Origin of the sequence: Williamsia sp. CHRR-6 (genome assembly GCF_018474015.1) — a bacterium.
In the GTDB taxonomy this organism is placed as follows: Bacteria; Actinomycetota; Actinomycetes; order Mycobacteriales; family Mycobacteriaceae; genus Williamsia_A.
Genome location: NZ_JAHCSG010000001.1, coordinates 380641 through 402966, shown reverse-complemented (window position 1 = coordinate 402966; position 22326 = coordinate 380641). Strand labels below are relative to the sequence as shown.

Sequence of the window (22326 nt, the reverse complement as noted above, 5' to 3'; positions counted from 1 at the left end):
CGGCGACGACGCCTCAGCCGGCCGGCTCGGTGGCGCGCAGCGCCGCCCGCACCAGCACGTCCATCTCGGGCGCGCAGTCGTCATCAGGCAGCGCGTGCACCGGCCACCAGCGCAGGTCCACCGACTCGTCGCTGCACACCACCGGGGGCACCGATCCGTCGAGGGTGGGGTCGGTGATGGCGACGAACCGCACGTCGAGGTGTCGGGTGGGCACTCCCAACGAGCAGGTGATCGGATGTGTGTGCAGCGCAACGGGATCAGCCGACATGGTCAGGTGGCTGATCCCGGACTCCTCGACGGCTTCCCGGTGGGCGGCCGCAGCGATGGTGGCGTCGGATTCCTCGCAGTGGCCACCGAGCTGGATCCACGACCCCACCCGCGGATGCAGGGTGAGCAGCGCGTGGGTGCGGGTGTGATCGAGGACGAGCGTCGAGGCCGTCAGATGCCCCGGTGTACAGGACCGCAGACACGCGTCCGGGCGCGCGGCCAGGAACGCCAACATCGTGTGCCGGATGGCGTCGGTGGCGATGTCTGGGACCGCCCACTGCGACAGCAGCGCCACGGCCGAGTCGTGAAGTGTCTGCTCGCTCAACGGATGTGGACCATATCCGTGGTGTCGGCAGGTGGTCGCAGTGATGCATCTGCGGGGCGGTCGCTGCTGACCGCATCAGCGTCGGGATAGCCGATGGCGATGGCCCCCAACGGCTCCCAGTCAGCGGGTACGTCGAGGTGAGTGGTCACCTGATGGGGGGCGAAGATGGTCGAACCCACCCAGCAACTACCCACCCCGCGCACCGACAGGGCCACCAGCAGCCCCTGTACGGCGGCGCCCACCGCGACGGTGAACATCGTGTGCTCGGCGGTGGCGCGTTCGGTGTCGGGGTAGTCGTGGGCGCCGTCGAGGGTGAGCATGGGGATGACCAATTCGGGTGCGTCGTAGAGCAATCGCCCCCGGGCCACTCGCCGATCGATGGAATCGGCCGACCGCCCGTCGGTGCGTAGGTGCTCGCGCCAGCGTTGCGCCATGGCGTCGAGCAGTAGTACCCGGCGCGTGGAGTCGCGGACCCAGACGAACCGCACCGGGTGGGTGTGGTGGGGCGCTGGTGCGGTGAGTGCTTCGGCGAATGCGTCGGTCAGCAGCTGCGGGTCGACCGGGGTGGTGGCGAAGCGGCGCACCGATCGTCGGGTCAGCAGCGCTTGGCGCCGACCCAGATCGATGGCCTCGGCGGTACCGAGCCAGAACAGGTCCTCCTCGCCCGCGCGGACGAGATCGGTGGCGGCCGAACCGTTGTCGCGGGGTCGTAGGCCTCTGATCACCGCGATCGGCGTCTCGCCCAACTTGCCCTTCACCAGGTCGGCGGCTGCGGCGATCTCGTCGGCGATGGCGATGTCGGTGACCACCAGCTCGTTGCCGTGTCGGTCCACGGCCCCCTCGTAGGGGTGCGACACCGCGATCCCGGCGGCGCCGATCGCCGCATCGATCTGACCGTTCCGCCAGGCTCGACCCATCGTGTCGGTGACCACGACCGCCACCTGCACGCCCGCCTGCTCGGCCAGAGCCGTACGCAGGGCGCGGGCGCTGGCGTCGGGGTCGATGGGCAGCAGTGCCAGCTGATCGGTGTCGACGTTGGAGCCGTCGATCCCGGCCGCAGCCTGCACGATGCCCAGCGCGTTCTCGGTGATGAGCGTGCGGTTCTTGCGGGCCAGCACCCGAACTGACTCTTGTTCGACAAGCTTGCGGCGCAACGCATCCCGCTCGTCGGGATCATCCGGCGCGGTGATCATCCGGCCTTCGACCTTCGAGATGATCTTGCTGGTGACCACCACCACGTCGTCGTCGCGGAGGTCGGGATGGGCGGCGAGGAGCGCAGCGGCGATGTCGTCGCCCGGGGCGAACCGCGGCAGGCCGTTCACCGCGACGATGGTGATCGACTCGACGGCATGGTCGCGGGGCGACTCGACGGCATGGTCGCGGGGCGACTCGCGTGCAGTTGTCACGAGTTGTCCACCTCCGGTGTGTCGACTCCGACCAGGGCACAGGCATCGCGCACCATCTGCGCGGTCGCTGCGGGTGAACTCATCAGCAGCGGAGCGCAACCCGTGGCCACGCCAGGGATGTGGGCGGTGTCCTCGGGGGCGATGAGCCATCCGTCGAGGAGGCCCGCGTGGGCTCGTGCGCCGTAGTGGGCACCGACGGCTTCGGCGGTGGTGGGGACGCCGATCACCGACAGGCACTCGTCGGCCATGCCACGCAGGGGCGCGCCGCCGATGACCGGCGACACCCCGACCACCGGAGCCGCGGTGGCCCGCAGCGCGGCCCGGATACCTGGCACGCTGAGGATGGCCCCGATGCTGACGACCGGGTTGCTGGGCGCGAGCAGCACCACGTCGGCGTCCTCGATCGCCTCGACGACCCCGGGTGCCGGGCGCGCGTCTTCCGAACCCACCTGGGCGAATCCGTGGGTGGTGATCCCGGCGCGGTAGCGCACCCACCACTCCTGGAAGTGGATGGCCACCTTGGTGTCTGAGCCCTCGCTCGTGGCCTGCTCGGGGTCGGCGGGTTCCTGTGCCGACCGGTCGACCTCGGTGGGTCGGGTGACCACGACGTGGGTCTCGTGGCGGTCGTCGGTGACCGGTAGCAGGCGCACACCGGGCTGCCACCGCTTGCACAGCGCGGCGGTGATGTCGGACAGCCGGTAGCCGGCATCGAGCATCTGGGTGCGGATGAGGTGGGTGGCCAGGTCTCGGTCGCCGAGGCCGAACCAGTCGGGGTCGGCGCCGTAGGCGGCCAGCTCGGCCTTGGCGTTCCACGTCTCGTCTTGCCGTCCCCACCCACGCTCGGTGTCGATGCCGTCGCCGAGGGTGTACATGCAGGTGTCCAGATCGGGGCAGATGCGTACGCCGTGCATCCAGGCGTCGTCACCGACGTTGACCACAGCAGTCACCGAGTTGCCGCTTTCGGTCGGGTCTGACCCGGATGCGGGGAAGGGCGTGGAACCCAGCAGATGCCGGACACCTTGCAGGAATCGGGCTCCGCCGACACCTCCGACCAGGACGGTGATCTTCACGTCGACCCACTCTAGTGGTCGCGCCGGGTCGCCTGGCGGGCTCGACCGATCCGCGCGGTGCCCGTCCACTGCGGGGTGGAGGGGGACGGGACTCGCCCGGGCGACACGCGTGGCGGTCGACTCCACGAAAATGTCTGTGGCGGGTGGTAATGCAATTCGCCCGTTCCGCTTGACCCCAGTACGGTCGTACGTGTCTAATCACATCAGTGTCATTACCGGTTTGTGAGCGAGTTGCGTTGAGTCCCAGCGGAATCGATCACACGTTCGAAACCGTCACTGATGCTGGCAAACCATCGTCGGGGCATGGTTTTCCGTCCGACGGCGGTGCGCCACGGCGGCCATCGGCGGTCGGCGCTCGTCACCCTTGACACACGACACGACCCACAGACAGGAGGCCCGGCGATGGCCCTCGAGAATCCGATGGCATACGGCCTTCCCACGCCCATGCCCGCAACGCCGAAGAATCATCTCAGCCTGGTGCCCAACGACTTCGACATCCTCTTCGACGACACCGAGGACTCCTGGCAGGAGCGGGCCCTGTGCGCGCAGACCGACCCCGAGGCGTTCTTCCCCGAGAAGGGTGGATCGACCCGTGAGGCCAAGCGCATCTGCCAGGGCTGCGAGGTGAAAGCCGAATGCCTGGAATACGCACTGCACAAGGACGAGCGCTTCGGCATCTGGGGCGGGCTGTCCGAGCGGGAACGCCGGCGCCTCAAGCGCGGGATCGTCTGAACGCTCGACACCTGCTGTCCCGCTTCACTTCTGGGCGACACTGAGTCACCGGTCGGATCCCGTTGCGCTAGGGGTCGATGGTGTCCTCGTCGAGCCCGAGGTGGGTGGCCACCTGCTGCACCAGCACTTCGTGGACCAGGTCGAGCAGGTCGAGCCCTTTGTCTGCCCGGCTCTCCAAGGGGCGCCGGAACACCACGATCCGCGCCCGGGTCGGCCGACCCGTCGCGTCGATCCCAGCCGGCAGCAGCCGGGCCAACGGCACCGCCCCGTCTGCGGTCACCTCGTCGGGCCACTGGATGGTCTCGGGATCGCGCGGCAGCATTCGTGGTATCTCGTCGACCGCGAGGTCGAGGTCGCGCAGCTGCTCGTGCCAGCGGGCGTCGATCTCGGCGAACGCCTCGAGGACCACGAGATCGAAGGATTCTGCCCGGGTGTTGGCGGCGGGCAGTCCCGGTGGCAGCAGGGTCGATCGCAAACCGCGGCCCCGCCGATCACGGCGCCTGCCCCCGCGCCCGGCGCGTGGCTGCGCGCTGACGCGAGTGCGCCGCGGTGGGATGGGCCTGGCCATGGGCGCTGAGTGTAGACCCGCCGATCTGGTGGGGACGCGCCCCGGGCGGCGGTGTGTCGCGCCGTCGAACCCGCTGGTGACGGTTAATCTCGCACCGTGAGGCTTCCCCGACAGTGCTGCAGACCCGGCTGCGCCGAACCCGCGGTGGCCACCTTGACGTTCGTCTATGCCGAGTCGATCGCGGTGGTGGGTCCGCTCGCGACCGCCGACGAACCCCACTCGTGGGACCTGTGCCACGACCACGCCAGCCGGATCACCGTGCCTCGCGGGTGGGAGATGATGCGCAGCGCAGGCGGATTCAGTGCACCGCGGGCCGACGAAGACGATCTCACGGCGTTGGCCGAAGCCGTCCGTGAGGCAGGCGCGCTGCGGCGGACGGTGCGGACGGTCGAAGCGCCTCGCTCGGTGTCGTCGAGCCCTGCGGTGTTGGACACGCTGCCCTCGGCCACCGCGGCGCGTCCACGGCCCGGTCGGCGTGGGCACCTACGGGTCCTGCCCGATCCGGTCGACTGACGCCGGGGTCGGCTCACCCGACGCTGGCGTGGTTGCCACTCGGTGCACGCTGAGAGTGTCTGTCGCATTAGGCTTGCCCAGATCACCGGTGGTCGATCGGTGCGCCCGAATCGCCTGGCGCGCACGTGATGAACGCCCACCGGCCAAACCAGGAGCGTTGACGTGACCGAATCCAGTGCAGTTGCCCGTACCGCCGAGTCTGTGGCGGCGGTCATCAAGGCCTATGACGTCCGGGGCTTGGTGGGTGAACAGATCGACGAGGCTTTCGTCGCCGACGTCGGTCGGTCGTTTGCGGACTTGATGCGCGCAGAGGGCGCCACCGCGGTCGTGGTGGGTCACGACATGCGTGATTCCTCGCCCACCCTGTCCGCTGCGTTCGCGGCCGGTGTCATCGAACGCGGTCTCGACGTCATCTCCATCGGACTCGCCTCGACCGACCAGCTGTACTTCGCCTCGGGTCGACTCGACCATCCAGGTGCGATGTTCACCGCCAGTCACAACCCGGCCGCCTACAACGGGATCAAGTTGTGCCGGGCCGGAGCGAAACCGGTCGGCCAGGACACCGGGTTGGCGACCATCTCGGCTGCGTTGGTCGACGGGTGCGGCAACTACGACGGCGCCCCCGGATCGATCACCGAGCAGGATCTGCTGGGTGCCTACGCCGACTACATGCACGAGCTGGTGAATCTGGCGGGTACCCGGCCGCTGGTGGTGGCGGTGGACGCCGGGAACGGTATGGGTGGGCACACCGTGCCCGCTGTGCTGGGGAGGGTGGCGGCACTCACGTTGCGGCCCTTGTACTTCGAACTCGACGGAACCTTTCCCAACCACGAGGCCAACCCGTTGGATCCGAAGAACCTGGTGGACCTGCAGCAGTTGGTCCGCGACACCGGAGCCGACATCGGGCTGGCCTTCGACGGAGACGCCGACCGGTGTTTCGTGGTCGACGAGCGTGGCGAGCCCGTCTCGCCGTCGGCGGTCACCGGGCTGGTGGCGCAGCGCGAGCTGGCCAAGAACCCGGGCGCAGCCATCATCCACAACCTGATCACCTCGCGGGCGGTGCCGGAGCTGATCACCGAACTGGGCGGCACACCGGTTCGTACGCGGGTGGGCCACTCGTTCATCAAACAACGGATGGCCGACACCGGCGCGGTGTTCGGTGGGGAACACTCCGCGCACTACTACTTCCGCGACTTCTGGGGTGCTGACTCGGGCATGCTGGCCGCGCTACACGTGCTGGCCGCACTCGGTGAGACCGAGGCTCCCGCGTCAGAACTGCTGGCCGAATACGAGCGCTATCACGCCAGCGGGGAGATCAACTCGACCGTCGCCGACGCGGCCGCGCGCACTCAGGACGTCCTCGACGCCTACGCCTCCGAGACCGTCGGGGTCGATCGTCTCGATGGGGTCACGGTCAGCCTCGGTGACGGTTCCTGGTTCAACCTACGTGCGTCCAACACCGAACCGCTGCTGCGGCTCAACGCCGAAGCCGCCACCTCCGAACGCATCGACGAGCTGGTGGAGCGGATCCTTGCCATCGTCCGGGCCTGAGGTCGATACCCTGGCAACCATGCTGACCGGAACACCCGATCTCGATGATCTCGCGGGCCTACAGGCGGCCGACGTCGACGGACGTCTCCGGCTTGCCGCGCTGGCCGGTGCGCAGGTCCGGGCGATCGGTGAGGCGGTGCGTGAAGACGTGTTGGCCCCGCTGGCGCGTTTGCGACCTCGCGCCGTGGTTGTCGTGGCCGGGCGGGGCACGGCGTCGCGGGCGGCTCAGCTGGTGTCCGCGGTGATGGCGCCGTGGGTAGACGTGCCGATCGTCACCGCGTCCACCCTTCCCGGTTGGGTGGGACCACTGGATGTGGTGGTGGTGACCGGCGACGACGCCGGCGAACGGGTGCTGGCCGACGCGGCGGCCCGGGCCGCGCGTCGGCGTGCCGAGCTGGTCGTCGACGTCCCACTGGAGGGGCCGCTGGCTGATGCGGCTTCCGGTGCGGCGCTTGATCTCTCGCCGCGGGTGCCGGTCCCGGGTGAGTTCCGGTTCATCGGACACGTGGTGGCGCTGCTGGCGGTACTCACCGCGCTGCGTCACGTGCGGACCGCGTCGGGTGTGCCGGAGCTGTCCGAGCTGGCCGATCTGCTCGACGAGGAGGCCGCCCGTAACCACCCGGGTCACGAGATGTTCCACAACGCCGCCAAAGCGCTGGCCACCCGGGTGGCCGATCGTTCGACCGCGTGGGCGGGTGACACCCCTGCGGCGACCGTCGTGGCCGAGCACGCGGCGCGCACGTTCTACGCGATCGCCGGGGTCAGCGCAGTCGGGGGTTCGCTCTCGGAGGCGATGATGGCGTCGGTGGCGGTGCCCGAGATGCGTTCGACGGCAGTCGAATCCATCTTTCACGACCCGGAGATCGACGGCGCTCTCACGCTGCCGACCCGCGTGCAGGTGGTGTCGTCGAGTGCCTGGGAGTGGGTTGCACGTCGGCGGATGTCGACGCTGGCCGACGCCGATCTGCTCACCGCGACACCGGTTGATGAACCCGGGCGAGGGGTGGACACGGTGGCCGAGCCGGTCGATTCGCCGGCAGATCTTGCCTCCTTGTTGGTGGTGGCCTTGCGCATCGAACTCGCCGCGGTCTACCTGCGGCTCATCGGCACCTCCGGATGAGGCTGCTCGAGGGGATCGTTCGTCCGTATGCGTGGGGCTCACGTACCGCGCTGTCGGAATTGCGTGGATTGCCCACGCCATCAACCCATCCCGAGGCCGAACTGTGGTTCGGGGCGCACCCGGCCGCGCCTGCTCGATGCGTCGACGAGACCGCAGACGAAGCGCAGACCGATCTGTTGGCGGTGATCGACGCCGATCCGGTCGGTCAGCTCGGTGCCGACTGCGCCCGACGCTACGACAACCGGCTGCCGTTTCTGCTCAAGGTGCTCGCTGCCGACGAGCCGCTGTCGTTGCAGGCACATCCGAGCTCTGAGCAGGCGCGCATCGGGTTCGCGAAGGAGAACGCGGCCGGGATCCCGATCGACGCCGCGCACCGCAACTATCGGGATCCGTCGAGCAAGCCCGAGCTGGTGGTCGCCCTGACTGAGTTCGATGCGCTGGCCGGCTTTCGGGATCCGGTCGCCACCGTCGACCTGTTGCGCGCACTGGCCGTTCCCGAACTTGACACCTACCTTGGACTGCTTGCCGGACAACCGGATTCAGACGGGCTGCGAGCCCTGTTCACCACCTGGATCACCCTGCCCGAGGCGGTCCTGCACACGTTGGTCCCGGCGGTTCTCGACGGTGCCATCGCCTACCTCGGTCGCGAGGATCGCCGCTTCGCTCCCGAGCTGCAGACGGTCCTGGAACTCGGCGAGGCCTACCCGTTGGATCCGGGTGTGCTGACGGTGCTGCTGCTCAACCGGATCCGGCTCACCCCGGGGGAGGGTCTCTACCTGGGTGCGGGCAACCTGCACGCCTACCTACGGGGAGTGGCGGTGGAGGTGATGGCCAACTCGGACAACGTGTTACGCGGCGGCCTCACCCCCAAGCACATCGATGTCCCCGAGCTGCTCGCGGTGCTCGATTTCACCCCCAGCAGCCGTGAGCAGCTGTTGCCCTCGGTTCGTACATTGGGCGCGGAGCGGATCTTCACCACGCCCGCACACGAGTTCCGGTTGTCGCGTGTCGAGCTCGACGGCACCGGGATCCATCGAGCGTCGTCGATCTCGCTGGATGCGCCGGGGCCACAGATCCTCACCGTGATCAGTGGGACGGTCGAGGTGCGGCGAGCCGACGGTGGTCGACCCACCTCCGTCGCTGCCGGAGCCTCGATCTGGCTGGCCGATTCCGATCCGGACGTGGTGGTGCGGGCGGCGTCGACGTCTGCGGTGTTCTTCCGCTCTGTCGTGCCGGTGACCTCACCGGTCCAGGGCTGAGCCCTGGTCGCACAGGGTGTGCACCAGCAGTTCCCACTGGTGGGTGATCTGGGCCAGGGTGAGCCGCTCGTGGTGGAGCAGGTGGTGCACTGCAGTCGCCTCCAACGGGCCCAGCACCGCCATGGTCGCCACGGTGACGTTCTCCGTGAATCCCAGCTCGGACAACAGATTTCGCACGTGTATGCCCGCGACAGCCCGAGCCGGGTGTGTCAGTCGGTGGCGACCGGCCGCGTCGTCTGCCTCCATCAGGACGTCGAGGTGGGCGTAGACCATCGCCAGGCGTGCGCGCCCGTAGGCGAGTAGACGTTCGGTGGGCGCAGCACCGGGTCCCAACGGCGGCGGCCCGCTCATGAAGGACCGCTGCAACTCGGTCTCGGAGTGGTCGAGCAGGGCCATCATCAGCCCGGCGCGGCTGCCGAACCGGCGAAAGACCGTGCCTTTTCCGACCCCCGCTTCGCGGGCCACCTCGTCCATGGTGACCGCGGCCGCTCCGCGAGCGTCGATCAGTCGTTGGGCGGCGAGTAGGAGCAGGGCGCGGTTGCGGGCGGCGTCTGAGCGGCCCGTGTCAGCGGCAGCGGCAGCGGGGTGCGCAGGCCCCACCGACAGTGAGACCAACGGCGGCGTGGGCGTCGCCGTCGAAACCGGCGTCGACGCCGGACATCGCGGTGTGTCCCCACTCTCATGCATGCAGGCAGCGTATCGGGCCGCAGAGGTGGGAATAGATCTGGACCCTGGTCCGTTTGTGCCCTCGTGAACACCATCCATCGACGTCACGTCGACGTTGCCGGTACACCTGAGGAGCATTCATGAGCGACACGACCACCGTTGCCGTCCTGGTGGGCAGCCTGCGCAAGGATTCGATCAACGCCGAACTCGCCCAGCTGGCCGCCTCCGTGGCACCCGAGTCGACCACCGTCTCGGTGATCGAGGGCCTGCACGAGCTGCCGTTCTACAGCGAGGAACTCGACATCGAACCGGGCGACTCCCAGGTGAAGTCGGTCCGGGCGCAGCTCGACGCGGCTGACGCAGTTCTCATCGTCACCCCGGAATACAACGGCACCATCCCGGCGACCATCAAGAACATCATCGACTGGGCCTCGCGGCCATATGGCGCCGGCGCCCTCAAGGACAAGCCCGCCGCTGTCATCGGTGCTGCGCTGGGTCAGTACGGCGGCAAGTGGTCGCAGGACGACGCCCGCCGCTCGCTGGGCGTGGCCGGATCCCGCGTCGTCGAGGGCATCGAGTTCGGGTTGCCGATCTCGAGTCTGGACGGACGCCCGGTGGCCGAGGTCCCCGAGGTCGTCGACTCGGTCCGCGGCGTCGTGGCCGATCTGGTGGCCGCGACCAAGCAGTGAGCTCGAAGCGGCACATCGAGGTCGCATGACCGCACGCGGCGGCGTCGTCCCGGAACCGGGGCGGCGCCGTTCGTCGTCTCCGGGTGAGCTGGTCTCCGGGTGGACTGGTGGTGTGAGCCTCGGTTGTGGTCGGTACCCGTGACGCAGCGGTGCGTTTGTGAGCGGTGACACGCCGGGTCGGACTCGTCTGCACACCCGCGACCAGCGACTTTCATGAATGTGATTCGCAACCCCTTGTGTTGCTGACAGATGTCAGACACTAGGTGTAGTGTTTTGCGAACCGGCAAGGCCACGCCGGACCGCTTCGAGAACGGCGCCGGGGAAGACGCCGATCGACATCGAGACGGTCTGAGAGGTGGGGTGTCGGGACACCGGATCGACCCTCGGGCATCTGCTCGGGGCCGTCGTTCGCCACCTGAGATCACCGCCGTGATCGCGCACCACCCGAGGAGTCTTCGATGAGCATCACCGTCTACACCAAGCCCGCCTGCGTGCAGTGCAACGCCACCTACAAAGCCCTCGACAAGCAGGGTTTGGACTACGACGTCGTAGACATCAGCCTGGACGACGAGGCGCGCGACTATGTGATGGCCCTGGGTTATCTGCAGGCGCCGGTTGTCGTGGTCGGTGACGATCACTGGTCGGGTTTCCGCCCCGACCGCATCAAGGCACTCGCCACCGCAGCCGCCTGATCGATCCCGATCCTCTCCACTCCACCGACCGACGAACGGAGGCGGCCACGATGACCACACCGGTGCAGGCGCCACTGATCGTCTACTTCTCGAGCATCTCCGAGAACACCCACCGCTTCGTACGCAAACTCGACCTGCCTGCGGTGCGGATCCCGGTGACACATCGCGACGGAGGCGTCGACGGGTTCACCGTCGACGAGCCGTTCGTGTTGATCACCCCCACCTATGGCGGCGGCAAGCCGTCGGAAGCCGGCAACGACCCCATCCACGCCAACGGTGGGTTCGTTCCCAAGCAGGTGATCAAGTTCCTCAACAACCCCGACAACCGCTCGTTGCTACGCGGCGTCATCGCTGCGGGCAACACCAACTTCGGAGCCGAGTTCGCCCACGCCGGTGACGTCATCGCCGCGAAGTGCCAGGTCCCCTACCTGTACCGCTTCGAGTTGATGGGAACCGCCGACGACGTCGACCGTGTTCGCCGCGGGTTGGCCCAGTTCGCTGCGGCGCACGCCGTGAGCTGCTGAGCCCCAACCACTTCCCCTCTTTTCGCCGCGCCCCACCACCCAGGAGTCCCCGTGTCGCCAACTGTCACCCCCATCGAAGCGTCGACCACCGAGGTGTCGGCGAGTGTCTCCGGCGCGCACCCCAGCCCGGCCGGCCACGATCCGGGCGAGCTGGACTTCCACGCGCTCAACGCCATGCTCAATCTCTACGACGCCGACGGCAAGATCCAGTTCGAGAAGGATCGCGAGGCGGCCAACCAGTACTTCTTGCAGCACGTCAACCAGAACACGGTGTTCTTCCACGACCTCGACGAGAAGCTGGACTACCTCGTGGAAGAGAACTACTACGAGTCCGAGGTCCTCGACCGCTACGACCGCGACTTCGTCAAAGAGCTGTTCGGATACGCGTATTCGAAGAAGTTCCGGTTTCCGACCTTCCTCGGGGCGTTCAAGTACTACACCTCGTACACGTTGAAGACGTTCGACGGCAAGCGTTACCTCGAGCGCTTCGAGGATCGCGTCTGCATGGTCTCGCTGACCCTGGCCGACGGCGACACCGAGTTGGCACGGGCGTTGGTCGACGAGATCATCTCGGGTCGCTTCCAGCCGGCCACCCCCACGTTCTTGAACTCGGGCAAGAAGCAGCGCGGCGAGCCGGTGTCGTGCTTCCTGCTGCGCATCGAGGACAACATGGAGTCGATCGGCCGCTCCATCAACTCCGCGCTGCAGCTGTCCAAGCGTGGCGGCGGAGTCGCGTTGCTGCTGAGCAACATTCGCGAGCACGGCGCGCCGATCAAGAAGATCGAGAACCAGTCCTCCGGTGTCATCCCGATCATGAAGCTACTCGAGGACTCGTTCTCCTACGCCAACCAGCTCGGTGCCCGTCAGGGTGCCGGTGCGGTGTACCTGCACGCGCACCACCCTGACATCTATCGCTTCCTCGACACCAAGCGTGAGAACGCCGATGAGAAGATCCGCATCAAGACCCTGTCGCTGGGGGTGGTCATCCCTGACATCACCTTCGAGCTGGCCAAGCGCAACGACGACATGTATCTGTTCTCGCCCTACGACGTGGAGCGCGTGTACGGCGTGCCCTTCGCCGATGTGAACGTGTCCGACAAGTACCACGAGATGGTGGAGGACAAGCGGATTCGCAAGACCAAGATCAAGGCTCGCGAATTCTTCCAGACTCTGGCCGAGCTACAGTTCGAGTCGGGGTACCCCTACATCATGTTCGAGGACACGGTGAACCGGGCCAACCCGATCGACGGCAAGATCACCCACTCCAACCTCTGCTCGGAGATCCTGCAGGTGTCCACGCCGTCGACGTTCAACGATGATCTGTCGTATTCGCATGTCGGCAAGGACATCTCATGCAACCTGGGGTCGCTCAACATAGCCAAGACCATGGACTCACCCGATTTCGGCAGGTCGATCGAGATCGCGATCCGTGGCCTGACCGCGGTGAGTGATCAGACCGCGATCACCTCAGTGCCCTCGATCGAGAAGGGCAACAACGATTCCCACGCCATCGGGCTGGGGCAGATGAATTTGCACGGGTACCTTGCGCGTGAGCTCATCTACTACGGCAGCGACGAGGGCATCGACTTCACGAACATCTACTTCTACACGGTGCTCTACCACGCACTGCGGGCGTCGAATGCGATCGCTCGGGAGCGGGGTCGCGCGTTCGCGGGGTTCGAGAAGTCGAAGTACGCCAGCGGGGAGTTCTTCGACAAGTACACCGATCGTGCTTGGGAGCCCGAGACCGACCGTGTGCGTGAGCTTTTCGAGCAGGCTGGCGTGCACATCCCCACGCAGGCCGACTGGCGCGAGCTGCGGGCATCGGTGCGTGAACACGGCATCTACAACCAGAACCTGCAGGCGGTGCCGCCGACTGGGTCGATCAGCTACATCAACCACTCGACCAGCTCGATCCACCCGGTGGCCGCGAAGATCGAGATCCGCAAGGAAGGCAAGATCGGGCGTGTCTATTACCCGGCGCCGTACATGACCAACGAGAACCTGGACTACTACCAGGACGCCTATGAGATCGGGTTCGAGAAGATCATCGACACCTATGCCGCGGCCACGCAGCACGTCGATCAGGGCCTGAGCCTCACCCTGTTCTTCAAGGACACCGCCACCACCCGCGACGTCAACAAGGCCCAGATCTACGCATGGCGCAAGGGCATCAAGACGCTGTACTACATCCGCCTGCGCCAGCTGGCTCTCGAGGGCACCGAGGTCGAAGGCTGCGTCTCGTGCATGCTGTGATGCGGCTTCGCCGCCCGTGAGTGCTTTTGGAGGGTCCGCCCTCCAAAAGCGCGCACGGGTCTGTGGATAACTCGTTGCTCCAGGCGGTTCTGGTCGTTGTCGTGTCGCAGAATCGCTCGGCATGGATGCGCGAAACGCACGGTTGGTCCGGTTGCTCGATGACCAGGACGGTCTGTTCACCCAGAAGCAGGTCGCACCACTGGGCTACCCGTGGTCGAGAGTTCGCCATCACATCGACACCGGCCGATGGGTTCGCGTTCTGCACGGGGTGTATTCGGCGTCGGCCGGCCCACTCACTCGTGGTCGACTGCTTCGAGCGGCTCTCCTGTACGGGGGTTCGAGTTCGGTACTGAGCCACGACACCGCCGCAGAGGAGTGGGGGCTGACGCGCGTAGACGGGCGAGTGGCGATGTCGGATCCGATCCACATCACGGTTCCCTACGGTCGGTCGGCCGTGAACGCCGAACCCACCACACTCTCCGCAGCTGTTCATGGCGGCCATCCGGTCAGCGGTGTGGGTGAAGTGATCCATCCGGGCGTCGCTGTCCATCGGTCACGGGCCATGAACCACATCGTTCATGCGAGTGTGTTGCCGCGAACGTCGTTGGCCGACACTGCGCTGGACATAGCTACCGCAGCGGATACACCGCGGGCAGCGATGACCAGCCTGGTGGGTTCGCTGACCTCACGCAGGGTGTCGCTTCATGACATTCGCGACCGGATCGAGAAGCGACCCCCGTTTCGGTACCGCAAGCAGATTGACGACGCCGTGCAATGGGTCGCCGACGGTGTGCAGTCCGTACTCGAACTCCGCTACGTCCTCGATGTGGAACTTGCGCACGGGTTGCCGTCGGGAAAGAAGCAGAGCCCAGTCGCGGTGGACGGTCGCACGTTGTACGAGGACGTCGACTACACCCCGCATGGTGTGCCGCTGATCGTTCGGCTCGATGGCCAACAGTTCCACTCGTCGGCTGGTGTTGTCTTCCGTGATCGGCGGCGCGACAACGCTGCCGAACTCGCCGACCGCCCACGCCTCGTCTTCGGCTGGCAGGATGTCGATTCCGATCCGTGTGCCGTCGCGCGTGACGTGGCGCAGGTGCTCCGTAGGGAGGGCTGGACCGGCTCGATGCACCCCTGTGCCCGTGAGTGAATGTGGAGGGCCGGCCGTCCACATTCACTCACGGGCTGGGGGCAGCCTGGGGCGGCCCGGCTTTCGGATAGCGTTGGCGTCCTTGGGCATACGGTTGGCATCGGCGAGTGCGCGGCGCAGCAGGAACTCGATCTGGGCGTTGGTGCTGCGCAATTCGTCGGCCGCCCAGCGGGCGAGCGCATCGTGGACCGCTGGGTCGAGGCGTAGGAGGAGCTGTTTTCGTTCCGCCATCAGCTATTGATAAAGCGAGCCGGTGTTGAGGACTGGCTGGGTGTCGCGGTCGCCGCACAACACCACAAGCAGGTTCGACACCATCGCAGCCTTGCGTTCCTCGTCGAGTTCCACGACCTGACGCTCGTCGAGGCGTTGCAAAGCCATGTCCACCATGCCGACGGCCCCTTCCACGATCTGCTGGCGCGCAGCGATCACCGCGCCGGCCTGTTGGCGGCGCAGCATCGCCTGGGCGATCTCGGGGGCATAGGCGAGCCGATTGATACGCGTCTCGATGACGTCGACCCCGGCCGCCTGTACCCGCGCCTGAACCTGCTCGCTCATGGCCGCAGTGATCTCATCGGCGTTCTCGCGCAACGACATCCGATCCTGTGCGTCATAGGGGTAGCTACCGGCGATGTGGCGGACCGCCGATTCGGTCTGTACGGCGACGAACTCCTCGTAGTCGTCGACGCCGAAGGTGGCCAGTGCGGTGTCGGCCACCTTCCACACGACCACCGCCGAGATCTCGATCGGATTGCCGTCGGCGTCATTGACTTTCGACAAGCCGGTCTCCATGTTGCGTAGACGAGTGGAGATGGCGCGCCGAGAGGTGAGCGGATTGGTCCAGCGCAGTCCAGGCGTTCGCAGGGTGCCGCTGTAGGAACTGCCGAGCAGTTGCAGCACCCGGGCTTCATTCGGTTGGACCATCGTCAGGCCCGCCAACACGAGCACAGCGATGGCGATGCCGATGCCGCCGACGATGCCCAGCCACACCGAGTGTGTCGCGACACCCGTGGCCAACCCGGCGCCACCCACAGCGAGCAGGCCGAGTCCGACGCCGAACATCGCCCACCCCGACTTGTCCCAGCCGGGGTGTTCGTCGATGTCGGGCGACGGGAACGTGACGGGTGCGTCGAGCTCGGCCGGCGCGGTGGTGGTCATGGCGAGTCCTTTCGGGTGGGACAAGACTCCGCGACCGGAGTCATATCAAAGTGATATCACATTACTGATCAAGACGCGCCGCGACACAGCTTCTTGTGTTCCATCGATATGTCAGGCACAACGAGTAGTGTTTGCAGCACCCCACGGCAGCGTTCGACGACGTGAAAATCGGCCGCGACGCTCCCGTCACACACCCCCGATCAAAGGTGAGATGCGATGACCACCACTGAAAGCCACTCGCCCGCCGACGGCGCACCCATCAAGTTGGTCAGCCGTGTCTCGGCCATCAACTGGAACCGCGTGCCCGACGAGAAGGACGCCGAGGTGTGGGAGCGCCTGACCGGTAACTTCTGGCTGCCCGAGAAGGTGCCGGTGTCCAACGACATCCCGTCGTGGGGCACGCTCACCGAGGTCGAGAAGACACTCACGATGCGGGTGTTCACCGGTCTGACGCTGCTCGACACCATCCAGGGCACCGTCGGTGCGGTGTCGCTGATCCCCGATGCGGCCACCCCGCACGAGGAGGCGGTGCTCACCAACATCGCGTTCATGGAGTCGGTGCACGCCAAGAGCTACAGCTCGATCTTCTCCACGCTGTGCTCCACCAAGGACATCGACGAGGCGTTCCGCTGGTCGGAGGAGAACGTCAACGTGCAGCGCAAGGCCAACATAGTCATGGACTACTACCGTGGCGATGACCCGCTCAAGCGCAAGGTCGCCTCGACGCTGCTCGAGTCGTTCCTGTTCTACTCGGGCTTCTATCTGCCGATGTACTGGTCGAGCCGCGCAAAGCTCACCAACACAGCCGATCTCATCCGTTTGATCATCCGCGACGAGGCCGTCCACGGGTACTACATCGGCTACAAGTATCAGCGCGCACTGGAGGTGTGCAGCCCCGAGCGCCGCCAAGAGCTCAAGGACTACACCTTCGAGCTGCTCTTCGAGCTGTACGACAACGAGACCGACTACACCGAGACCCTCTACGACGAGGTCGGTCTGACCGAAGACGTCAAGAAGTTCCTGCGCTACAACGCCAACAAGGCCCTGATGAACCTGGGCTACGAGGCGATGTTCCCGCGTGACGAGACCGGCGTGAACCCGGCCATCCTCTCGGCGCTTTCACCCAACGCCGACGAGAACCACGACTTCTTCTCCGGATCGGGCAGCTCCTACGTCATCGGAAAGGCCGTCAACACCGAAGACGACGACTGGGACTTCTAGCGTCCCCCCGCAACACGCTCCAGCTCATGACAAGGCCCTCCGCTCACCAGCGGAGGGCCTCGTCATGAACGGAGCGTGTTGCGGCACGCGGAGGTCGGCGACTAGCGCCTGACCTCGTGGAGTTTGCCGGTGGCCACATCGAACACGAAGCCACGCAGCGAGGTGGTCTTGGTGACGAAGGGGCTGTTGGTGATGCGGGCGAGGGATTGCTTGACGTCCTCATCGAGATCGGGGAACGACTCCGGTGACCACGTCGGCTTCACGCCGATCTCGTCCTGGATACCGCGCTTGAACTCGTCGTCGGTGAAGGTGAGCATCCCGCAGTCGGTGTGATGGATGAGGATGATCTCGGTGGTGCCCAACAGTCGTTGCGAGATGGCCAGCGACCGGATCTCGTCGTCGGTGACCACACCGCCGGCGTTGCGGATCACATGCGCCTCACCGTCGTTGAGGCCAAGGATGTCGTAGACGTTGAGTCGGGCGTCCATGCATGCGACCACGGCCAGCTGCTTGCTCGGTGGCAGTGGCAGAGGTCCGGAGAACGTGGCGGCGTACTTCTCGTTGTTCTTCAGCAGGTCATCGGTGACGGTCATGCACGAATGGTGATGCATGCATGCGACCCGGGACATGGTTGAGCTCAGCAGGGGTTCAAGTGCCCGACGTGTCTCGACGACCCGCGATGTCGACGAGAGTTCTTCATCACCAAGGCAATCGGCTGGGCGCTACGCGAACGTTCCTACGTCGATGCGCAGGACGTGCTGGACCACTGCGAGCGAGAATCGCAGGGTGGGCCCCGCTCACCGTCCGCGAGGTGTTGCGGGTGGTCCGGCGCCGCGGCTAGCTGGTCGAGAAACTGTTGAGCGATGTGCCGATGTCACCGAGCACAACTGCTGCTGCCGCCAAACCGCCGGTGCCGTACCAGATGTCGTCATCGACGACGAGGACTCGATTCCAGCTGGGAGCGCCCATGTCGCGCCAGCGATCGCTCTTCATCACCGAGACGCCGTGCTTTTGCGCCGCTGCGGACCGAAAGCTGACATAGATCAGGTCCGCGTCGGCGTCGGTGAAGTTGCCCTCGGTGACTGCGACCGGGCCGGGTTGACGCTGCGAGGCCGGTCGCTGCACCCCGACCGCAGCCAGGATGGAGCCCGCGAACGAACCCGTGCCCTCGATGGTCTCGTCGTTCTCCCCAAACCGGACGAGGCCCACCTGGCTGTGGGCGGCGTCGATGCGCAGCCCGGTCGTGCGGGCCAGTTCCGCGAAGGTGGCCAGCCGCTTCTTGCCCTCGTCGCCGCGGCCCAGTGCGTCGGCCACGGCCTGGAACTGGTCCTGCCATCGCGCCCGGCGATCGATGATCACCGACCGTCCACCGAAGACCGCGGTCCGCGCCGCGTCGTAACCGAGCACGACCTGAGCGCGTGCGGCCCGAGCCGCAGCCGGGGTGGGGGAGACGCCGATGGTGGGAAGCGAGGTGACCGCACGACCCAGATTGCGGGCGATCGATCCCGTCGCAGCAGCCACCGCCACCACCCGCGGCGCGATCCCGAGCGCGCAGATCGGGTCCAGCAGGGCCGGATCGGTGACGGCGATGCGATCGACGTCGGGCCGGCCCGGATCGGCAACAGACGGCGCACCGCAGGCCCGGTCGAAGTTGCGTTCGGGTGCCACCAGGTTGGCGGGGCCGATCTTGGTGGTCGTGGTGATCACAGTTCCCTCGCCTGGAGGGCTCTGGGAGTCCCCGCACGCGGACAGCATCGATGCGGCGATCGCCGCGGCAGTGATGGCGAACAGCGGTCGTCGGCGCCGTCGGGACACAAATCTCACCGATGCTCCTCGAGGGTCGTGCACACCGTGGACCAGGCGTGACTGTCGGGCGACGACACGGGGCCGACCGGCGCCGCGACTCGCCCACGCTAGCACCGTGAATGCGGGGTCGAGCGCTGCTCACCCGAGCACCTTCTAGACGATGCTCGCCGATGGGAACGTGCGTTGTACGACAGTCTGTAGGACCCACTCGTCTCGGCGGCCCGGATGGGTTTACGATCGGTACAGCGCAATCGTTCCCGTGGCGTGAGCCACGCAGGTAGGAGGAAATGTGACCGCCGTAGAAGAACCTCTCAAGGTTGTTCCGGACCGGCCATACCCGGAGCGCACGGGGGCCAAGGGTTCGTTCATCTACAAGATGATCACGACGACCGATCACAAGGTGCTCGGCATCATGTACCTGGTCACGTGCTTCGCGTTCTTCCTGATCGGCGGCCTGATGGCGCTGCTGATCCGTGGTGAGTTGGCCCACCCGGGCATGCAATTCCTCTCCACCGAGCAGTACAACCAGCTGTTCACCATGCACGGCACCGTGATGCTCCTGCTGTACGCGACCCCGATCGTGATCGGCTTCGCCAACGTGGTGCTGCCCCTGCAGATCGGCGCCCCCGACGTCGCGTTCCCGCGTCTCAACGCCTTCAGCTACTGGCTGTTCCTGTTCGGTTCGCTGATCGTGCTGGGTGGTTTCATCACCCCCGGTGGTGCCGCCGACTTCGGGTGGACCGCCTACACCCCGCTGACCGACGCCGTGCACTCGCCGGGCGCCGGCGCCGACCTGTGGATCCTGGGTCTGGCCGTCGGTGGTCTGGGCACCATCCTCGGTGCCGTCAACATGGTCACCACTGTGGTCTGCCTGCGCGCGCCCGGCATGACCATGTTCCGCATGCCGATCTTCACCTGGAACATTCTCGTCACCAGCGTGCTGATCCTGCTCGCCTTCCCGCTGCTGACTGCCGCCCTGATGGGCTTGGAGGTCGACCGGCAGTTCGGTGCGCACCTCTATGATCCGGCCAACGGCGGCGTCATCTTGTGGCAGCACCTGTTCTGGTTCTTCGGGCACCCCGAGGTCTACATCATCGCGCTGCCATTCTTCGGCATCGTTTCCGAGATCTTCCCGGTGTTCAGCCGCAAGCCGCTGTTCGGCTACAGCGGACTGATCTACGCGACCCTGGGCATCGCGGCGTTGTCGGTGGCCGTCTGGGCGCACCACATGTACGCCACCGGCGCGGTGCTGCTGCCTTTCTTCGCCTTCATGACGTTCCTCATCGCGGTGCCGACCGGTGTGAAGTTCTTCAACTGGATCGGCACGATGTGGAAGGGGCACATCACGTTTGAGTCCCCGATGCTGTTCTCGGTCGGGTTCATCGTGACCTTCCTCTTCGGTGGTCTCACCGGTGTGCTGCTGGCCAGCCCGCCGCTGGACTTCCACCTCTCCGACAGCTACTTCGTCGTCGCGCACTTCCACTACGTGCTCTTCGGGACCATCGTGTTCGCCACCTACGCGGGCATCTACTTCTGGTTCCCGAAGATGACCGGGCGCATGCTGGACGAGAAGCTGGGCAAGGTCCACTTCTGGCTCACCTTCATCGGTTTCCACCTCACGTTCCTGGTGCAGCACTGGCTGGGCAACGAGGGCATGCCGCGTCGCTACGCCGACTACCTGCCGTCAGACGGTTTCACCACCCTCAACATCATCTCGACGGTGGGTGCCTTCGTGCTCGGTGCCTCGACGCTGCCGTTCCTGTGGAACGTCTTCAAGAGTTACCGCTACGGCGAGGTCGTGACCGTCGACGATCCGTGGGGCTTCGGCAACTCGCTGGAGTGGGCCACCAGCTGCCCGCCGCCGCGGCACAACTTCACCGAGCTGCCCCGGATCCGCTCCGAGCGTCCTGCGTTCGAGCTGCACTACCCGCACATGGTCGAGCGGATGCATGCCGAGGCACATGCTGGTCCCGGTAGCAAGGCCTCCGAGGAGGCCCGTCGTGAACCGCTGACCGTGGGCACGCACGAGTCGTCAGCAGATTCAGACCCCAGCTGACATGACGATTCCCGACGCCACGTCGGGAAGCTCGTCCCACGACTCGAACACGATGTCAGAGGCCGGCCCGGTAACGGTGTTGATCACCGTCACCGGGCCGGACCGTCCTGGGGTCTCGTCGATCGTGATGGGTGCGCTCTCCCGACATGACGTGATCCTTCTCGACGTCGAGCAGGTGGTCATCCACGGTCGGCTGACGCTGGGTGTGCTGGTGCGATGCACCGGTGACGCCGAGGGGATGCAGGACACCGTGGAACAGGCGATGACGTCGGTCGGGATGGACATCTCGGTGGACATCGGCGCCGACAACGGTGGCCGTACCGTTTCCACCCACGTGGTGGTCTTGTTGGGAAATCCGCTGTCGGCCAAAGCCTTCAGCGCGATCGCCGCCGAGCTGGCCGGGCAGGGCGGCAACATCGACTCGATTCGCTGTGTCGCTGACTACCCCTTGACCGGGCTGGAACTGTCGGTGCGCGCCGAAGCCGACAACGTTGCCGCCGATCGGGCGTTGCGCAAGGGTCTGGCCGCAGTGGCGGGACGATTCGGGGTAGATGTGGCCGTCGAGCGTTCGGGCCTGACGCGCCGCGCCAAGGGGCTCATCGTCTTCGACGTCGACTCCACGCTCATCCAGGGCGAGGTGATCGAGATGCTGGCGGCCAAGGCCGGTCGGGAAGCCGAGGTGGCCGCGGTGACCGAGGCCGCCATGCGCGGCGAGCTGGACTTCGCGGCGTCGCTGCACGAACGCGTCAAGGCCCTCGCCGGACTCGACGCCTCGGTGATCGAGGAGGTGGCAGCGTCGTTGGAGCTGACGCCGGGCGCGCGCACCACGATTCGTACCCTGCACCGGCTCGGCTATCGCTGCGGTCTGGTGTCGGGGGGATTTCGCCAGGTCATCGACGGGCTTGCGCATGAACTCGAACTCGACTTCGTGCGAGCCAACACCCTCGAGATCATCGACGGGAGGCTGACCGGGCGGGTGATCGGCGACATCGTCGACCGGGCCGGTAAGGCCGTCGCCCTGCGTGCCTTCGCCGACGAGGTGGGCGTGCCGATGGAACAAACCGTCGCGGTGGGGGACGGCGCCAACGACATCGACATGCTCTCTGCGGCAGGGTTGGGGATCGCGTTCAACGCCAAGCCTGCGCTGCAGGAGGTGGCCGATGCGGCGCTGTCGCATCCGTTCCTCGACGCGGTCCTGTTCATCCTGGGTGTCACCCGCGACGAGATCGAGGCCGCCGACGCCACCGACGGCACGCTGCGCCGCGTCCCGCTGGCCTGACCCTCGATCGAATCCAGCGGT

General features: G+C 66.4%; 23 protein-coding genes. 14 read left to right on the top strand and 9 right to left on the bottom strand.

Annotated features, from left to right (window positions below):
- Window positions 1-13 precede the first annotated feature (13 nt).
- Genes KIK15_RS01825 through KIK15_RS01815 form a run of 3 tightly spaced genes read right to left on the bottom strand, consistent with a single transcriptional unit; the run spans window position 14 to window position 3068 of the window.
- Window positions 14-592, bottom strand: a complete 579-nt coding sequence (locus tag KIK15_RS01825; protein ID WP_250323888.1) for an NUDIX hydrolase — start codon at window positions 590-592, stop codon at window positions 14-16.
- Window positions 589-1998 carry a coenzyme F420-0:L-glutamate ligase gene (locus tag KIK15_RS01820; RefSeq protein WP_214242448.1) on the bottom strand — a complete coding sequence of 470 codons (1410 nt, stop codon included), beginning with the start codon at window positions 1996-1998 and terminating at the stop codon, window positions 589-591. Before KIK15_RS01820 ends, KIK15_RS01825 begins: the two co-directional genes overlap by 4 nt.
- The gene (locus tag KIK15_RS01815; RefSeq protein ID WP_214242447.1) at window positions 1995-3068 is read right to left on the bottom strand and encodes a 2-phospho-L-lactate transferase; all 1074 of its coding nucleotides are present in this window, start codon (window positions 3066-3068) and stop codon (window positions 1995-1997) included. Before KIK15_RS01815 ends, KIK15_RS01820 begins: the two co-directional genes overlap by 4 nt.
- Before the next feature lie 402 nt (window positions 3069-3470).
- Here KIK15_RS01815 and KIK15_RS01810 point away from each other — a divergent pair, with 402 nt between their 5' ends.
- Window positions 3471-3800 carry a WhiB family transcriptional regulator gene (locus tag KIK15_RS01810; RefSeq protein WP_250323887.1) on the top strand — a complete coding sequence of 110 codons (330 nt, stop codon included), beginning with the start codon at window positions 3471-3473 and terminating at the stop codon, window positions 3798-3800.
- A 67-nt stretch (window positions 3801-3867) separates the two neighbouring features.
- Here KIK15_RS01810 and KIK15_RS01805 read toward each other — a convergent pair whose 3' ends face one another.
- Window positions 3868-4368 (bottom strand): metallopeptidase family protein, encoded by a 501-nt coding sequence (locus KIK15_RS01805; protein WP_214242446.1) that lies wholly within the window; start codon window positions 4366-4368, stop codon window positions 3868-3870.
- Window positions 4369-4464: 96 nt separating this feature from the next.
- Here KIK15_RS01805 and KIK15_RS01800 point away from each other — a divergent pair, with 96 nt between their 5' ends.
- From KIK15_RS01800 to manA, 4 genes are all read left to right on the top strand, one after another.
- Window positions 4465-4881: a DUF3499 domain-containing protein gene (locus KIK15_RS01800; RefSeq protein ID WP_214242445.1), complete on the top strand. Its 417-nt coding sequence runs from the start codon at window positions 4465-4467 to the stop codon at window positions 4879-4881.
- Between the two features lie 162 nt (window positions 4882-5043).
- Window positions 5044-6432, top strand: a complete 1389-nt coding sequence (locus tag KIK15_RS01795) for a phosphomannomutase/phosphoglucomutase (protein ID WP_214242444.1) — start codon at window positions 5044-5046, stop codon at window positions 6430-6432.
- A 19-nt stretch (window positions 6433-6451) separates the two neighbouring features.
- The gene (locus KIK15_RS01790) at window positions 6452-7552 is read left to right on the top strand and encodes a hypothetical protein (RefSeq protein WP_214242443.1); all 1101 of its coding nucleotides are present in this window, start codon (window positions 6452-6454) and stop codon (window positions 7550-7552) included.
- Complete coding sequence (gene manA / locus KIK15_RS01785; RefSeq protein WP_214242442.1) at window positions 7549-8811, top strand: mannose-6-phosphate isomerase, class I; 1263 nt, start codon at window positions 7549-7551, stop codon at window positions 8809-8811. Before KIK15_RS01790 ends, manA begins: the two co-directional genes overlap by 4 nt.
- Here the strand turns inward: manA and KIK15_RS01780 are convergent.
- Window positions 8794-9498, bottom strand: a complete 705-nt coding sequence (locus tag KIK15_RS01780) for a TetR/AcrR family transcriptional regulator (protein ID WP_214242441.1) — start codon at window positions 9496-9498, stop codon at window positions 8794-8796. The two genes, manA and KIK15_RS01780, sit on opposite strands and share 18 nt — an antisense overlap.
- A 119-nt stretch (window positions 9499-9617) precedes the next feature.
- On the opposite strand from KIK15_RS01780, the gene KIK15_RS01775 reads away from it, so the two are divergent.
- The 5 genes from KIK15_RS01775 (at window position 9618) to KIK15_RS01755 (ending at window position 14788) form a co-directional block, all read left to right on the top strand.
- Entirely contained in the window at window positions 9618-10166 is a 549-nt protein-coding gene (locus tag KIK15_RS01775) for an NAD(P)H-dependent oxidoreductase (protein WP_214242440.1), read from the top strand.
- Between the two features lie 458 nt (window positions 10167-10624).
- Window positions 10625-10858 (top strand): redoxin NrdH, encoded by a 234-nt coding sequence (locus tag KIK15_RS01770; protein ID WP_214242439.1) that lies wholly within the window; start codon window positions 10625-10627, stop codon window positions 10856-10858.
- 50 nt (window positions 10859-10908) lie between these two features.
- Window positions 10909-11382: a class Ib ribonucleoside-diphosphate reductase assembly flavoprotein NrdI gene (nrdI, locus tag KIK15_RS01765; protein ID WP_214242438.1), complete on the top strand. Its 474-nt coding sequence runs from the start codon at window positions 10909-10911 to the stop codon at window positions 11380-11382.
- 51 nt (window positions 11383-11433) lie between these two features.
- Complete coding sequence (gene nrdE / locus KIK15_RS01760; RefSeq protein ID WP_214242437.1) at window positions 11434-13638, top strand: class 1b ribonucleoside-diphosphate reductase subunit alpha; 2205 nt, start codon at window positions 11434-11436, stop codon at window positions 13636-13638.
- Between the two features lie 121 nt (window positions 13639-13759).
- Complete coding sequence (locus KIK15_RS01755; RefSeq protein ID WP_214242436.1) at window positions 13760-14788, top strand: type IV toxin-antitoxin system AbiEi family antitoxin domain-containing protein; 1029 nt, start codon at window positions 13760-13762, stop codon at window positions 14786-14788.
- A gap of 24 nt (window positions 14789-14812) precedes the next feature.
- Here the strand turns inward: KIK15_RS01755 and KIK15_RS01750 are convergent, their stop codons facing one another.
- Together KIK15_RS01750 and KIK15_RS01745 are read right to left on the bottom strand one after the other, a co-directional pair.
- A complete protein-coding gene (locus KIK15_RS01750) occupies window positions 14813-15019 on the bottom strand; it encodes a hypothetical protein (RefSeq protein WP_214242435.1) in 207 nt (68 codons plus the stop codon).
- 3 nt (window positions 15020-15022) lie between these two features.
- A complete protein-coding gene (locus KIK15_RS01745) occupies window positions 15023-15943 on the bottom strand; it encodes an SPFH domain-containing protein (RefSeq protein WP_250323886.1) in 921 nt (306 codons plus the stop codon).
- A gap of 216 nt (window positions 15944-16159) precedes the next feature.
- Here KIK15_RS01745 and nrdF point away from each other — a divergent pair, with 216 nt between their 5' ends.
- A complete protein-coding gene (gene nrdF, locus KIK15_RS01740; protein ID WP_214242434.1) occupies window positions 16160-17164 on the top strand; it encodes a class 1b ribonucleoside-diphosphate reductase subunit beta in 1005 nt (334 codons plus the stop codon).
- A 101-nt stretch (window positions 17165-17265) separates the two neighbouring features.
- On the opposite strand, the gene KIK15_RS01735 is transcribed toward nrdF, so the two are convergent.
- A complete protein-coding gene (locus tag KIK15_RS01735) occupies window positions 17266-17757 on the bottom strand; it encodes a carbonic anhydrase (RefSeq protein ID WP_214242433.1) in 492 nt (163 codons plus the stop codon).
- A gap of 105 nt (window positions 17758-17862) precedes the next feature.
- Here KIK15_RS01735 and KIK15_RS18815 point away from each other — a divergent pair, with 105 nt between their 5' ends.
- Window positions 17863-18024, top strand: a complete 162-nt coding sequence (locus tag KIK15_RS18815) for a hypothetical protein (protein ID WP_214243194.1) — start codon at window positions 17863-17865, stop codon at window positions 18022-18024.
- On the opposite strand, the gene KIK15_RS01725 is transcribed toward KIK15_RS18815, so the two are convergent.
- Entirely contained in the window at window positions 18002-18988 is a 987-nt protein-coding gene (locus KIK15_RS01725; protein WP_307851691.1) for an ABC transporter substrate-binding protein, read from the bottom strand. The genes KIK15_RS18815 and KIK15_RS01725 overlap by 23 nt on opposite strands.
- A gap of 358 nt (window positions 18989-19346) precedes the next feature.
- On the opposite strand from KIK15_RS01725, the gene ctaD reads away from it, so the two are divergent.
- On the top strand, window positions 19347-21026 hold the full coding sequence (gene ctaD, locus KIK15_RS01720; RefSeq protein ID WP_250323885.1) for a cytochrome c oxidase subunit I: 1680 nt from the start codon (window positions 19347-19349) through the stop codon (window positions 21024-21026).
- A gap of 52 nt (window positions 21027-21078) precedes the next feature.
- Entirely contained in the window at window positions 21079-22305 is a 1227-nt protein-coding gene (gene serB, locus KIK15_RS01715) for a phosphoserine phosphatase SerB (RefSeq protein ID WP_214243192.1), read from the top strand.
- Window positions 22306-22326: the final 21 nt, after the last annotated feature.

Excerpts from the sequence above, each read along its gene's own strand:
- KIK15_RS01810 (WP_250323887.1), top strand. The coding sequence starts at position 3,471 with ATGGCCCTCGAGAATCCGATGGCATACGGCCTTCCCACGCCCATGCCC.
- KIK15_RS01805 (WP_214242446.1), bottom strand. The coding sequence starts at position 4,368 with ATGGCCAGGCCCATCCCACCGCGGCGCACTCGCGTCAGCGCGCAGCCA.
- KIK15_RS01790 (WP_214242443.1), top strand. The coding sequence starts at position 6,452 with ATGCTGACCGGAACACCCGATCTCGATGATCTCGCGGGCCTACAGGCG.
- manA (WP_214242442.1), top strand. The coding sequence starts at position 7,549 with ATGAGGCTGCTCGAGGGGATCGTTCGTCCGTATGCGTGGGGCTCACGT.
- KIK15_RS01780 (WP_214242441.1), bottom strand. The coding sequence starts at position 9,498 with ATGCATGAGAGTGGGGACACACCGCGATGTCCGGCGTCGACGCCGGTT.
- KIK15_RS01775 (WP_214242440.1), top strand. The coding sequence starts at position 9,618 with ATGAGCGACACGACCACCGTTGCCGTCCTGGTGGGCAGCCTGCGCAAG.
- KIK15_RS01770 (WP_214242439.1), top strand. The coding sequence starts at position 10,625 with ATGAGCATCACCGTCTACACCAAGCCCGCCTGCGTGCAGTGCAACGCC.
- nrdI (WP_214242438.1), top strand. The coding sequence starts at position 10,909 with ATGACCACACCGGTGCAGGCGCCACTGATCGTCTACTTCTCGAGCATC.
- KIK15_RS01755 (WP_214242436.1), top strand. The coding sequence starts at position 13,760 with ATGGATGCGCGAAACGCACGGTTGGTCCGGTTGCTCGATGACCAGGAC.
- KIK15_RS01750 (WP_214242435.1), bottom strand. The coding sequence starts at position 15,019 with ATGGCGGAACGAAAACAGCTCCTCCTACGCCTCGACCCAGCGGTCCAC.
- KIK15_RS01745 (WP_250323886.1), bottom strand. The coding sequence starts at position 15,943 with ATGACCACCACCGCGCCGGCCGAGCTCGACGCACCCGTCACGTTCCCG.
- nrdF (WP_214242434.1), top strand. The coding sequence starts at position 16,160 with ATGACCACCACTGAAAGCCACTCGCCCGCCGACGGCGCACCCATCAAG.
- KIK15_RS01735 (WP_214242433.1), bottom strand. The coding sequence starts at position 17,757 with ATGACCGTCACCGATGACCTGCTGAAGAACAACGAGAAGTACGCCGCC.
- ctaD (WP_250323885.1), top strand. The coding sequence starts at position 19,347 with ATGATCACGACGACCGATCACAAGGTGCTCGGCATCATGTACCTGGTC.
- serB (WP_214243192.1), top strand. The coding sequence starts at position 21,079 with ATGTCAGAGGCCGGCCCGGTAACGGTGTTGATCACCGTCACCGGGCCG.